Origin of the sequence: Curtobacterium uvaldense (assembly GCF_028307415.1) — a bacterium.
Taxonomy (GTDB): Bacteria; Actinomycetota; Actinomycetes; order Actinomycetales; family Microbacteriaceae; genus Curtobacterium.
In genome coordinates this window covers 76683-89169 of the sequence record NZ_JAQMHU010000007.1, presented here as the reverse complement: position 1 = coordinate 89169, position 12487 = coordinate 76683, and the positions used below count along the sequence as shown (strand labels likewise).

Genomic DNA, 12487 nt, shown 5'->3' with positions numbered 1-12487 from the left:
GACGACCGCCCTGCTCCCCGATCGGGTGAGCAGGGCGGTCGTCGTCGTCGCAGCCGGGTCCGGCACGCGGTTGGGCATCGGGGACGCGAAGGCGTTCGTCCCGGTCGCGGGCGAACCGATGCTCACCCGCGCCCTGCGCACCGTGCTCACCCTGGCCGAGCCGACCGTCCTCGTGGTCGTGGCACCCGCAGCCCGGCTCGACGAGTGCCGCGCCCTGGTCGCGGCGACCGCCGGACGCGCGGTCGACCTCACCGTGGTCGTCGCGGGCGGTGCTGACCGCCACGCCTCGGTCCAGGCGGGCCTCGACGCCCTGCCGCACAGCATCGAGTGGGTCGGTGTCCACGACGCCGCCCGCTGCCTGACGCCGGCGGCGCAGTTCGACGCCGTGTTCGACCGTGCACGCGCGACCGGTGACGGCGTCGTCCCGGCCCTGCCCGTCACGGACACCGTCAAGCGTGTCGACGCGGACGTCGTGGTCGAGACCGTCGACCGGTCGGCGCTCGTCGGGGTGCAGACGCCCCAGGTCTTCCCGCTCGCCGCACTCCGGGCCGCCTACGCGGGCGCCGAGCGCTCCGAGACCGACGACGCGGGTGTGTTCCGGGCAGCCGGGGGAACGGTCCGCACGGTGCCGGGTGACGCCGACGCGTTCAAGATCACCACGCGGTGGGACCTCGCACGGGCCGAGGCGCTCGTGGCCTCCCGCACCGGTGCGGCAGCCGCGGCGCCCGACGTCCGCGTGGGCCTCGGGGTCGACGTGCACGCCTTCGACGCCGCGTCGCCGTGCCGGGTCGGGCTGCTCGACTTCCCCGGCGAACCGGGGCTCTCCGGGCACAGCGACGGCGACGCGGTCGCCCACGCGGTCTGCGACGCACTGCTGTCGGCGGGCGGCCTCGGTGACATCGGCGGGCGCTTCGGCACCTCCGACCCGCGCTACGCCGGGGCCACCGGTGACGTCTTCGTCCGCGGGGCCGTCGAGCTCCTGCGCTCGGCCGGTCTCGCGCCGACCTCGGTCACGGTCCAGGTGATCGGGAACCGTCCCCGCATCGGTGCCCGACGCGACGAGATGCAGGCCGCCCTGGCCGCGGTCGTCGGTGCTCCCGTCGCGGTCTCCGGCACGACGACGGACGGCCTCGGCCTGACCGGGCGCGGTGAGGGGCTCGCGGCGATCGCGACCGCCGTCGTCCGGCCGCGCTGACCGCTGCCGACCCCCTCCGTCACCCGGCGCGTCCGACGTCCTAGGCTTGGGGCGTGACCGTTCGCCTGTACGACTCCCGCGCCGCAGCCGTCGTCGACCTCGTCCCGCTGGTCGACGGACAGGTGAGCATGTACGTGTGCGGGCCGACGGTGCAGTCGTCGCCGCACATCGGGCACCTGCGCTCGGCACTGGTCTACGACGTGTGGCGCCGGTGGCTGACGTACCGCGGGTACCGGGTGACCCTCGTGCGGAACGTCACCGACATCGACGACAAGGTGCTCGACCTGGCCGCGGGCACCGACGAGCAGTGGTTCGCCCGGGCGTACCGCGTCGAGCGGGAGTTCACCGCCGCGTACGACGCCCTCGGGATCCTCGCCCCGACGTACGAGCCGCGGGCGACCGCGAGCGTGCCGCAGATGCACGAGATCATCGAGCGGCTGATCGAGCGCGGGCACGCGTACGCCGCCGCCGACGGCACGGGCGACGTGTACTTCGACACCGGCAGCTGGGAGTCCTACGGCGCCCTGACGCGCCAGCGACGCGAGGACATGGTCGAGGCCACCGACGCCGACCCCCGCGGCAAGCGCGACCCGCGGGACTTCGCGCTGTGGAAGGGCGCCAAGCCGGGCGAGCCGACGACGGCGACCTGGGACTCCCCGTGGGGGCCGGGCCGCCCGGGCTGGCACATCGAGTGCTCGGCGATGTCGCGGCGCTACCTCGGCCCGGCGTTCGACATCCACGGCGGAGGCCTCGACCTGCGCTTCCCGCACCACGAGAACGAGCTCGCGCAGTCGACCGCGGCCGGCGACCCGTTCGCGTCGTACTGGCTGCACAACGGCCTGGTGACGGTCGAGGGGCAGAAGATGTCGAAGTCCCTCGGGAACTCGATCTTCGCCGCCGACTTCCTCGCGTCCGCCCGTCCGGCCGTGGTCCGGTACTTCCTCGGCGCGGCGCACTACCGGTCCTCGATCGACCACCACGACGGCTCGCTGGCCGAGGCCGAGGCCGCCTACGACCGGATCGAGGGGTTCCTGGCCCGCGCGGAACCCCGGCTGGAGGGGGTCCCGCTCCGCGACGCCCCGGCCGTGCCCGACGCGTTCGCGGCCGCGATGGACGACGACCTCGCGGTGCCGCAGGCGCTGGCCGTGCTGCACGAGACGGTCCGTGCCGGGAACGCCGCGCTCGACGCCGACGATGCGGAAGCGCTCGGGGTCGCGTACCATCAGGTGGCCGCCATGGTCGAGGTCCTCGGCATCGACCCGCGAGCGGCCCACTGGTCCGGTGGTGCGCAGGACGTCTCGGCCGCACCGCTCGCCGCGCTCGTCGACCGCCTCGTGCAGGAGCGCGCCGAGGCCCGTGCGGCACGCGACTTCGCCACGGCGGACCGGGTGCGGGACGACCTCGCAGCCGCGGGGATCACCATCGAGGACACCGCAGCAGGAACACGCTGGAGCATCGCCTGACAACGGCCGTGCCGGACAGGAGAGAGCAATGAAGAACGTCTCGGGGAGCAAGAAGGGTCGGCCCGGCGCCGTCCGCTCCGGCCGCAAGGGCAACAAGCAGGTCGGCTCCGGCGGCCAGGGCGCGCAGGCGCTCGAGGGGCGCAAGCCCACGCCGAAGGCCGAGGACCGGCCGTACCACCCCGCCGGCAAGCGCAAGGCGGCGAAGGACCGGCTCGACGCTGCCCGCGGCCGTCACGGTGCGTCGAGCTCGCCGCAGCAGCGCACCGGTCGGCCGCCGCAGCGCAAGAGCGACGACTCCGAGCTCGTGACCGGGCGCAACTCCGTGCTCGAGGCCCTGCGCACGAAGACCCCGTCGACGACGCTGTACATCGCCGCCCGCATCGAGGTCGACGACCGTGTCAAGGAGATCCTGGCGCTCGCCAACCACCGCGGCGTCCCGATCATGGAGATCATGCGGCCGGAGCTCGACCGCATCACGGGCCACGACAGCGTGCACCAGGGTGTCGCGCTGAAGGTCCCGGCGTACGAGTACGCCGTCGCCGAGGACCTCGCCGAGCGCGCGTTCTCCCGCGACCAGGTCCCGCTCATGGTCGCCCTCGACGGCATCACCGACCCGCGGAACCTCGGCGCGATCATCCGCTCGACCGCGGCCTTCGGTGGCCACGGCGTCATCGTGCCGCAGCGCCGCTCGGTCGGCGTCACGGCGTCGGCGTGGAAGACGAGTGCCGGTGCCGCTGCGCGCACGCCCGTCGCGATGGCGCCGAACCTGACGCAGACGCTCAAGTCGCTGAAGTCGATGGGGCTCTTCGTGCTCGGTCTCGACGGCGACGGGGACGTCGAGCTCGATGCTCTCGAGCTCGCCGACCGGCCGATCGTGATCGTCGTCGGGTCCGAGGGCAAGGGTCTGTCCCGCCTGGTCACCGAGACCTGCGACGCGATCGTCTCGATCCCGATCTCCAGCGCCACCGAGTCGCTCAACGCGGGCATCGCCGCGAGCGTCACCCTGTGGGAGGTCGCCCGGCGCCGTCGCGCCGAGTAGGCGAGCGCTGCGCGGTGGCGCAGCGCGCAGCCACCCGACCACCTGGAGGCCCCCGGGGGGGGGCCCCCGGCCCCCCCCCCCCCCCCCCCCCCCCCCCTCCAGTCCGTCCGGCTACACCGTCGCGCGCCAGTCCTCGACGTCGTCCTCGTGTGCCGTGTCGTCGTCGACGACGGGGATCGGCAGCGTCATGGACGACGTCGGCGGGTTGATGAGCAGCCGCTCGTCGCGGCGGTGCCGCAGCACGTCGTTGATGTACGCGGTCGTGGCCTCGGGCAGGGAGACCGAACGCTCTTCCTCCTGGGACATGAACCAGCGGTGCTCGAGCAGCTCGTGGAAGACCTCGGCGGGCTCCAGACGTCCGCGCAGGTCACGCGGGATCGAGCGGATCACCGGCTCGAACACCCGGGACACCCACTCGTGCGCCACCATCTCCTCGTCGAGCTGGTCCCGCCCGTTCCGCGCCCGGTAGGCGTCGAGGTCGTTGAGCAGGCGCCGCGCCTGGTTCTCGCCGGCGTCGAGCCCGGTCAGCCGGAGCAGACGCCTCTGGTGGTGTCCGGCGTCGACGACCTTCGGCTGGATCCGCACCTGCGAGCCGCCCTCGGTGGTGTGGATCGAGAGCTCCTCGATGTCGAACCCGAGGGCGTTCAGACGCTCGACCCGGTCGTTGATGCGCCAGCGCTCCTTGACGTCGAACTGCTCGGTGCCGGTCAGTTCCTTCCAGAGCGTCCGGTACTGCGCGACGATCCGGTTCGACACGTCCACGGGGTCGGCGTTCTCGTCGAGGCGCCCGCCGGCCTCGAGGTCGAGGAGCTCACCGGCGATGTTGACCCGGGCCACCTCGAGGTCGTTCTCGCGCTGGCCGTTGGAGAGGCCGCCCGGGTAGAGCTTCCCGGTCTCGGCGTCCACGAGGTACGCGGCGAAGGCACCCGCGTCGCGGCGGAACAGGGTGTTCGACAGCGAGACGTCGCCCCAGTAGAAGCCGATGACGTGCAGGCGCACGAGCAGCAGCGCGAGGGCGTCGACCAGGCGTGTGGCGGTCTCCGGTCGCAGGGTCTGCGAGTACAGCGCGCGGTACGGCAGCGAGAAGCGCAGGTGCCGGGTCACGAGCACCGGGTGCAGGGGCTCGCCGTCGGCGTCGGCTCGGTTCGTGATCACCGCGACCGGGTCGACGCACGGCACGTCCATGCGCTGCAGCGTGCGGAGCATCTCGTACTCGGCCCGCGCGACCTCCTCCCCGGTCTCCTTGACTGCCGCGACGTACCCGCTCAGGTGCACGAAGCGCACGAGGTGCCGCGAGATGCCCTTCGGCAGGGCGACGATGACGTCGTCGGGCCAGTCCTCGAGCGGCAGGTCCCACGGCAGGTCGAGCAGGCCGGGGTCGACGGTGGCGGCGGTGATGGCGAGGGAGTCGGGCACGGTTGGCTCCTGGAGGGCGCGGCACCGGACGTCGGGCTCGTGGCGGCGGCACCACGCGCACGGCGTCCGGTGGGTGGAACAGCGGGAGCCCGCGCCCGCCCTGGTGAGGCGGGCGCGGGCTCCCGGGGGAACTGCGCAGACTACGCGCTGACGACTGCCTTGTCGTCGAGGCGCTCGCCCGACTCGGTGTCGAAGGCGTGCACGTGGCCCTGCTTCGGCGTGATGACGATCGTGTCGCCGATCGACGGGTGCGAACGCCCGTCGACGCGGGCGACGATGTCCGTGCGCTGGCCGTTCACGTCGGCGTGGCCGTAGAGGTAGCCGTCGGCGCCCAGCTCCTCGACGACGTCGACCGTCACCGGCAGGCCCTCGCCCGAGGTCGACACGACGACGTCCTCGGGGCGGATGCCGACGGTGATGTTGCCGGAGCGCGCGTTCGACAGGGTGTCGCGGTCGAGCGGGTGGTTCAGCGTGCCGAACTTGATGCCGCCCTCGATGACGTCGGCCGGCAGCAGGTTCATGGCCGGCGAACCGATGAAGCCGGCGACGAAGACGTTGTTCGGCTTCTCGTACAGGTCGCGCGGGGAGCCGACCTGCTGCAGGATGCCGTCCTTGAGCACCGCGATGCGGTCACCCATGGTCAGGGCCTCGGTCTGGTCGTGCGTGACGTAGACCGTGGTGACGCCGAGACGACGCTGCAGCGACGCGATCTGGGTGCGGGTCTGCACGCGGAGCTTGGCGTCGAGGTTCGACAGCGGCTCGTCCATGAGGAACACCTGCGGCTGACGGACGATCGCGCGGCCCATCGCGACGCGCTGACGCTGACCACCCGAGAGCGCCTTCGGCTTGCGGCCGAGGTACTGCTCGAGGTCGAGGAGCTTCGCGGCCTCCTGCACGCGGGTGGCGCGCTCCTCCTTGCCGACACCGGCGATCTTGAGCGCGAAGCCCATGTTCTCGGCGACGGTCATGTGCGGGTACAGCGCGTAGTTCTGGAACACCATCGCGATGTCGCGGTCCTTCGGCGGGACGTCGGTGACGTCGCGCTCGCCGATGCGGATGGCGCCGGAGTTGACCTCTTCGAGGCCGGCGAGCATGCGCAGGGAGGTGGACTTGCCGCAGCCCGAGGGGCCGACGAGGACGAGGAACTCGCCGTCGGCGACGTCCAGGTCGAGGGAGTCGACCGCGGGGCGGGTGCCTCCGGGGTAGAGACGGGTTGCCTTGTCGTAGGTGACGGACGCCATGAGCGTTCGATCCTTCCTTCACCGGCAGGTACGTGCCGGACGATCCGTTGTGAAGCGGTTGCCCGTGGGGGCCCCGGATGGTCGTCGTCGACCATCGGTGCTCATACAACACGAGTTCCCCCGCCAGCGCCAGTGTCCGGTCCGACCTGGTTGGCTGGTCCCAGGAAGGACCACTACGATCGGCGGGTCCGTCCGGCGTACGGGGGAAGGCGAGGCCGTGCGGACGTCAGGAGCAACGTGAGGACCAACGACGCATGACCAACCGCCCCGAGGGTGACGCACGCGCCGCGCGCAACGAACGACGAGAGGCCGCACGGCAGCGTGCCCAGCGAGCACGCACCCAGCAGAAGCGCCGGCAGCGCGGCACACGCCTGGGACTGCAGATCGGGCTCGGGGTCGTGCTCCTCGCCGCGGTGGCGGTCGTCACGCTGGTGCTGGTCGACTCGGTGAAGCCCGCCGGCCCCGGACCGTCCACGATGTCGCAGGGCGGCATCACGATCGGCGAGGGTCTGCGCCCGGTCGGGGCGTCCTCGTCCCCGACGCCCGACGCGACCGACGCGTCCGACCCGGTGCGGATCACCATGTACGTCGACTACCTCTGCGACACCTGCGCGCAGTTCGAGGACGCCAACAGCGAGTACATCGCGAGCCTGGTCGACTCCGGCGCCGCGACGGTCGACATCCACCCGGTCGCCGTGCTGACGAACCGGTCGCAGGGCACGAAGTACTCGCTGCGCGCCGCGAACGCCGCGGCCTGCGTCGCGGACCGGTCGCCCGACCAGTTCTACGCCGTGAACCAGGCGCTCTTCGCGCGGCAGCCCGACCAGGGCACCTCCGGCCTCACCGACGCGCAGCTCGAGCGGCTCGTCACCGGGGTCGACGGCGTGCAGGACGCGGCCGCGATCCGCGACTGCATCCAGGACCAGACCTACGCCAAGTGGGTCGACGAGCGCACGGCCGACGTGACCGGCGGCGACATCCCCGGCTCGTCGCTCGACGAGTTCCCCGGGCCGCCCCTGGTGCTCGTGAACGGCAAGCAGTACGAGCTCACCGCGCCGATCACCAACGACGACTTCCGCACCTTCGTGGTGTCGGCGGCCGGGGCGTCGGACGCGACGCCGTCGCCCACCGCGACCCCGACCCCCTCCGCGAGCGCGTCCGCCGGCTGACGTCGCGACCGGTCGGCGGACCGACGGACGGGAGGCTCCCCACCGGACCGGTGGGGAGCCTCCCGTGCGTCCGGGGGCGGCTCGTGACCCGAACGTGCGTCCGCGGCCCGCGGATCAGAGCTGGGAGCCCGGCACGCTGAACGTGTCGCAGGCGGTGGCCCCGCGCTCGTAGCCCCGCGTGAACCACGCCTGGCGCTGGGCGCTGGACCCGTGCGTGAACGAGTCGGGGTCGACGCGACCCGTGGCCCGTTCCTGGATGCTGTCGTCGCCGACGGCGCTCGCGGCGGACAGCGCGTCGGCGATCTGCGCCCGGGTGACGGGTTCGAAGAACGTCTCGCCGTTCGCGTCGCGGGTGGTCGCGGCCGAGCCCACCCAGGAGCCCGCGTAGCAGTCCGCCTGCAGTTCGACGCGGACACTCCCCGAGGACGCGCCGGTGCCGGAGCGGTCGGTGTCGGCGAAGGTGCCCTCGAGCTGCTGCACGTGGTGGCCCCACTCGTGCGCGACGACGTACATCTGGGCGAGCGGACCGCCGGACGAGCCGTACCGGGACTGCAGGTCGTCGTAGAACGCCGTGTCGAGGAAGATCGAGCGGTCCGGCGGGCAGTAGAACGGGCCGGTCGCCGCCGAGGCCTGGCCGCAACCGGTGTCCGTCGACCCGTCGAAGAGCACGAAGCCCGGCGTCGTGTACGAGATCCCGAGGTCGGCGGCCTCGGCCGTCCAGTAGGCGTCGAGCGACTCGGCCGCGCCCTCCATGCGGCACTCGACCCGCTGGTTCGCGTCGCGGCCGGTGCGGCACTCCTCGGCGGGCTGCACCGTCTCGTCCTGCTGCTGGATCTGGGTGGTGCCACTACCGTCGCCGACGATGCCGCTCAGGTCGACCCCGGTGAACTGCGCGATGAGGAACACCACGATCGCCGCGACACCGACGCCGCCACCACCGATCGCCGCCGTCCGCCCGCGGCGCTTCACCTTCCCGCCGCTGAGCTGCGAGTCCTCGTTGAACGTCATGCCGCCGACCGTACCCGCAGCCGGCCCGCGTAGCGTCCGGTGCGTCGGCACCGCCGACACCTGTCGTACAACAGCACGATCCACCCGGAAGGAAGCAGCACCATGGCCACTCCGATCAGCACCGTCATGAGCCCCGCCCGCTACGTGCAGGGCAAGGACGCGATCACCCGCGTCGGGGAGTTCGTCGCGCCGATCGGGAAGCGTCCGTTGCTCGTCGCCGACGACGTGGTGTGGGGCATCGTCGAGGACGCCGTCCGCACGAGCTTCGACGCCGCCGGGCTGCCGGTCGAGCGGGTCGGCTTCGGACGCTTCGCCACCCCGCAGGCGATCGACGACCTCACCGCGAAGATCCGCGAGACGGACTCCGACGTCGTCGTCGGCCTCGGCGGCGGGTCCGCGATCGACGCCGCGAAGGCCTCCGGGCACCTCGCCGGGATCCGCTGGGCGAGCGTGCCGACCGCCGCGAGCACCGACGCCCCGACCTCCGCGCTCGCGGTCGTCTACTCGGAGGAGGGGGAGTTCATCGAGTACCGCTTCTTCCCGCACAACCCGGACCTCGTGCTCATCGACACGAAGCTCGTCGCGAACGCCCCCGTGCAGTTCCTCGTCGCGGGCATCGGCGACGCCCTCGCGACCTGGGTCGAGGCCCGTGCCGCGAAGCGCGCGAACGCCGACACCATGGCCGGCGGGCTGCAGACCGAGACCGGTGTCGCGCTCGCGGAGCTGTCGTGGGAGCTCCTGCACGACAACGCGCTCCAGGCGATCGAGTCCGTGAAGGCGAAGGTCGTCACGCCCGCGCTCGAGAAGGTCGTCGAGGCGAACACCCTGCTCTCCGGGCTCGGCTTCGAGTCCGGTGGCCTCGCCGCGGCGCACGCGATCCACAACGGCCTGACCGCGGCCCCGCAGGCGCACGGCCTCGCGCACGGGCAGAAGGTCAACGTCGGCACGATCGCGCAGCTCGTGCTCGAGGGGGCGCCCGCCGACGAGATCGAGGACTTCGTCGTCTTCACGACGAGGGTCGGACTGCCGAACACCCTGACCGAGATCGGGCTGACCGTCGACGACCGGGACGTGCTCCGGGCCGTCGCCGAGGCCGCCACCGTGGAGAGCGAGACGATCCACAACATGCCGTTCCCCGTGACCGCCGAGGCCGTGGTCGATGCGCTCGTGGCGATCGAGGGCATCTCGCGCAGCATCCGTGCCGCCCACGGGCTGCCGGAGCCGGAACTGTACCGCGCCCACTGAGCGCGGACGGAGGGGGTGCGAGCAGCATGGCGGCATGGCCGACCTCGATGAACAGCACCCCCTCTTCCTCCTCGCGATGGACCAGCGGTCCTCGCTCCTGGAGCACACCTACGGCGACGAGTCCGGCGAGCCCGCGGACGAGGCCGACGCCCAGCGCGTCCGTGCCGGCAAGCAGCTCGTGTACCGCGGTGTGCTCACCGCGCTCGCCGCAGGGGCCTCCCGTGCACGCACCGGCGTGCTCGTCGACGAGCGGTACGGCGACGACGTCGCCCGGCTCGTCCGCGAGGCCGGGCTGCAGCTCGCGATGCCGATCGAGCGGTCCGGCCGCGACTGGTTCGAGCTCGAGTACGGCGACGACTGGCTCGCGCACGTGGACTCGTTCGACCCCGACTTCGTGAAGGTCCTGGTCCGCGACAACCCCGCGTTCGACGCCGGTGACCGGCAGGCCCAGGCCGAGCGGCTCGCCGAGGTCTCCCGCGCCCTGCACGACGCCGACCGCGCGTTCCTGGTCGAGCTCCTCGTCCCGGGCACCGACGACCAGCAGGCGCAGGCGGACGACTACGACCGCGACGTCCGCCCGGGACTCGTCGTCGAGGCCATCGGGTACCTGCAGGAGCACGGGGTCGAGCCGGACGTGTGGAAGCTCGAGGGCCTCGACCGCACCGAGGACGCCGAGCGCGTCGTCGCCGCCGTGCGCGCCGGAGGTCGGGACCACGTGCAGTGCATCGTGCTCGGCCGCGACGCCCCCGAGGACCAGCTCGACCGGTGGCTGCGCGTCGCAGCACCCGTCGACGGCTTCGTCGGCTTCGCCATCGGGCGGAGCAACTGGGAGGACGCGCTCGACGACGTCGTGCAGCAGGGGCTCGACCACGAGGCGGCCGAGCAGGTGATCGCCGCCAACTACCGGCACTTCGTCGACACGTGGCTCGAGGCGCGTCCCGACGTCGTCGACGGGGTGGACGCCGGCGCGGCCTGATCCCGTTCCCGTCGACGCCGGGTCGGTGTCGGGCGCGGACCGGCGTCAGGTGCGGACGAGCGGCTCCATCGTCGCCAGGTCCGCTCCGATGCCGACGTCGACGAGCTCGATCCGCCCGGCGAGCGTCGCCCCGGGGCCGGTGAGCAGGCCCGCCTTGACCCCGCCGAAGGTCACGGTGACGTCGGCGTGGAGCACGTGGTCGTCGGCCACCGCGCCGGTGTCGACGTCGATGCCGCTCGGCACGTCGACGGCGACGACGAACGGGGCGCGCTGGTCGCGGGCGAGCTCGCGGATCGCGTCGACGACCTGCCGAGCGGGGGAGCGCAAGGGGGTGCCGCCGCCGGCACCGATGCCGAGGATGCCGTCGAGCACGAGGTCGGCTCCCGCGGCGGCCTCGGCGGCGACCGCCGCCAGGCGCTCGGCGTCCGGGGTCGCGGCGGCCCGCAGGACGTCGGCCGCACCGGCGTCGTCAGGGTCCGTCGGGCCGTCCGGGGCCCACGCCGCCGGTTCCGGAGCGACGCGCCAGCGGCGGTCCGGCCGTGCCGGTGGGGCGAGGCGCGACCCGGCGTCCAGCGCCGCTGCCAGGCCCGCCTCGTGGACACGTGCGCCGACGCGCAGCACCGTCACGTGCCTCCCGTCCGACGCCAGGTGCGCACCCGCGAACAGGGCATCACCGCCGTTGTCGCCGCTGCCCACCAGCAGCAGGACCGACCCCGGGCCGTCCTGCGGGCGGACCGCCGGGTCGTCGAGCAGCTCGCCGACGATGCGGGCCAGCCCCGCCGCCGCGCGCTGCATGAGGGGTTCGCCCGCCTCGAGGTGCGGCCGCTCCGCCGCCCGGACCTGATCGCCGCCGTAGCCGTCCATGGCCACCACCATGCCCCGGTAGCCTGGTCGCGCCATGTCACTCGTCCCCGAAGCGCCCCGTCCCCGTGCCGTGATGTCCCCGGACGGCCTGAAGCTCGCGACGTACGACTTCGGCGAGCCGGACGCCCCCGTCGTGGTGGCCGTGCACGGCTTCGCCTCCGGCGCCGTCCTGAACTGGCACGCCTCGGGGTGGACCCGTGACCTCGTCCGAGCGGGGTACCGCGTCGTCGCGCTCGACCAGCGCGGGCACGGTGCCTCGTCGAAGCCGCACGACCCGTCCGCGTACTCGATGGACCTGCTCGTCGCCGACGTCACCACGGTCGTCGACACCTACCTGCTCGACGACGTCGCGTTCCTCGGGTACTCGCTCGGCGCCCGTGTCGGCTGGCACACCGCCGAGCAGATCCCGGACCGGATCTCGCGGGCCGTCCTCGGCGGGATCCCGGACGCCGACCCGATGCGCCGCGTGGCGGTCGACCAGGCGAAGGCGTACATCGCCGACGGCACCCCGGTCGAGGACCGGGTGACGAACGGGTACCTGCAGATGGCGGCGAACGTCGAGGGGAACGACCTCCGCGCGCTCGTCGCGATGGTCGAGGGGATGCGGAACAGCGTCGAGCCGACGCCGGAGAACGCCCCCGCGCAGCCGATCCTGATGGCGGCGGGCAGCGAGGACGGGATCCGGGACAGCGCCGTGCGGCTGGCCGAGGCGGCGCCGGACGCGTCGTTCTTCGAGATCCCGCGTCGGAACCACTTCAACGCCCCCACGTCGCGCGACTTCCGTGAGCGTGCGATCGCCTTCCTGTCCGAGGGACGCTGAGGGGGCGGTGCGCACCCCTGACGGGTACTGGCAGGTCCCCGCTGGCGGAGG

The 12487-nt window shown here is 73.0% G+C and carries 11 protein-coding genes; 7 read left to right on the top strand and 4 right to left on the bottom strand.

The features are described from left to right. The first annotated feature begins 25 nt into the window (after positions 1 to 25). From ispD to rlmB, 3 genes are read left to right on the top strand one after another with little or no spacing between them, the layout of a single operon-like run. A complete protein-coding gene (ispD, locus tag PIJ49_RS06230) occupies positions 26 to 1195 on the top strand; it encodes a 2-C-methyl-D-erythritol 4-phosphate cytidylyltransferase (protein WP_271826097.1) in 1170 nt (389 codons plus the stop codon). Between the two features lie 53 nt (positions 1196 to 1248). After that, positions 1249 to 2658 carry a cysteine--tRNA ligase gene (gene cysS / locus PIJ49_RS06225; RefSeq protein ID WP_271826096.1) on the top strand — a complete coding sequence of 470 codons (1410 nt, stop codon included), beginning with the start codon at positions 1249 to 1251 and terminating at the stop codon, positions 2656 to 2658. A 28-nt stretch (positions 2659 to 2686) separates the two neighbouring features. Beyond that, positions 2687 to 3697, top strand: coding sequence for a 23S rRNA (guanosine(2251)-2'-O)-methyltransferase RlmB (rlmB, locus tag PIJ49_RS06220; protein ID WP_066656632.1), 1011 nt, complete (start codon positions 2687 to 2689; stop codon positions 3695 to 3697). Between the two features lie 111 nt (positions 3698 to 3808). Here the strand turns inward: rlmB and PIJ49_RS06215 are convergent, their stop codons facing one another. Then, on the bottom strand, positions 3809 to 5113 hold the full coding sequence (locus tag PIJ49_RS06215; protein ID WP_271826095.1) for a DUF4032 domain-containing protein: 1305 nt from the start codon (positions 5111 to 5113) through the stop codon (positions 3809 to 3811). Positions 5114 to 5253: 140 nt separating this feature from the next. Continuing rightward, positions 5254 to 6354: an ABC transporter ATP-binding protein gene (locus PIJ49_RS06210; protein WP_066656626.1), complete on the bottom strand. Its 1101-nt coding sequence runs from the start codon at positions 6352 to 6354 to the stop codon at positions 5254 to 5256. Between the two features lie 254 nt (positions 6355 to 6608). Here PIJ49_RS06210 and PIJ49_RS06205 point away from each other — a divergent pair, with 254 nt between their 5' ends. Beyond that, positions 6609 to 7523, top strand: a complete 915-nt coding sequence (locus PIJ49_RS06205) for a DsbA family protein (protein ID WP_271826094.1) — start codon at positions 6609 to 6611, stop codon at positions 7521 to 7523. Between the two features lie 114 nt (positions 7524 to 7637). Here the strand turns inward: PIJ49_RS06205 and ypfJ are convergent, their stop codons facing one another. Further along, positions 7638 to 8531, bottom strand: coding sequence for a KPN_02809 family neutral zinc metallopeptidase (gene ypfJ, locus PIJ49_RS06200; RefSeq protein WP_066656617.1), 894 nt, complete (start codon positions 8529 to 8531; stop codon positions 7638 to 7640). Positions 8532 to 8633: 102 nt separating this feature from the next. Between ypfJ and PIJ49_RS06195 the strand changes: the two genes are divergently transcribed. Both PIJ49_RS06195 and PIJ49_RS06190 read left to right on the top strand, forming a co-directional pair. Next, the gene (locus PIJ49_RS06195; RefSeq protein WP_066656610.1) at positions 8634 to 9776 is read left to right on the top strand and encodes a glycerol dehydrogenase; all 1143 of its coding nucleotides are present in this window, start codon (positions 8634 to 8636) and stop codon (positions 9774 to 9776) included. 34 nt (positions 9777 to 9810) lie between these two features. After that, a complete protein-coding gene (locus PIJ49_RS06190) occupies positions 9811 to 10752 on the top strand; it encodes a 2-deoxy-5-keto-D-gluconate 6-phosphate aldolase domain-containing protein (protein WP_251160907.1) in 942 nt (313 codons plus the stop codon). A gap of 45 nt (positions 10753 to 10797) precedes the next feature. Here PIJ49_RS06190 and PIJ49_RS06185 read toward each other — a convergent pair whose 3' ends face one another. Next, positions 10798 to 11652, bottom strand: coding sequence for an NAD(P)H-hydrate epimerase (locus PIJ49_RS06185; protein WP_209685431.1), 855 nt, complete (start codon positions 11650 to 11652; stop codon positions 10798 to 10800). On the opposite strand from PIJ49_RS06185, the gene PIJ49_RS06180 reads away from it, so the two are divergent. Further along, positions 11651 to 12436: an alpha/beta fold hydrolase gene (locus tag PIJ49_RS06180; RefSeq protein ID WP_209685433.1), complete on the top strand. Its 786-nt coding sequence runs from the start codon at positions 11651 to 11653 to the stop codon at positions 12434 to 12436. The two genes, PIJ49_RS06185 and PIJ49_RS06180, sit on opposite strands and share 2 nt — an antisense overlap. The last annotated feature ends 51 nt before the right edge of the window (positions 12437 to 12487 follow it).

What these genes read in the sequence shown, in the direction of transcription:
- PIJ49_RS06180 (WP_209685433.1), top strand. Translation starts at nt 11,651, where the DNA reads ATGTCACTCGTCCCCGAAGCGCCCCGTCCCCGTGCCGTGATGTCCCCG.
- PIJ49_RS06190 (WP_251160907.1), top strand. Translation starts at nt 9,811, where the DNA reads ATGGCCGACCTCGATGAACAGCACCCCCTCTTCCTCCTCGCGATGGAC.
- PIJ49_RS06210 (WP_066656626.1), bottom strand. Translation starts at nt 6,354, where the DNA reads ATGGCGTCCGTCACCTACGACAAGGCAACCCGTCTCTACCCCGGAGGC.
- PIJ49_RS06205 (WP_271826094.1), top strand. Translation starts at nt 6,609, where the DNA reads ATGACCAACCGCCCCGAGGGTGACGCACGCGCCGCGCGCAACGAACGA.
- ypfJ (WP_066656617.1), bottom strand. Translation starts at nt 8,531, where the DNA reads ATGACGTTCAACGAGGACTCGCAGCTCAGCGGCGGGAAGGTGAAGCGC.
- PIJ49_RS06185 (WP_209685431.1), bottom strand. Translation starts at nt 11,652, where the DNA reads ATGGCGCGACCAGGCTACCGGGGCATGGTGGTGGCCATGGACGGCTAC.
- PIJ49_RS06195 (WP_066656610.1), top strand. Translation starts at nt 8,634, where the DNA reads ATGGCCACTCCGATCAGCACCGTCATGAGCCCCGCCCGCTACGTGCAG.
- rlmB (WP_066656632.1), top strand. Translation starts at nt 2,687, where the DNA reads ATGAAGAACGTCTCGGGGAGCAAGAAGGGTCGGCCCGGCGCCGTCCGC.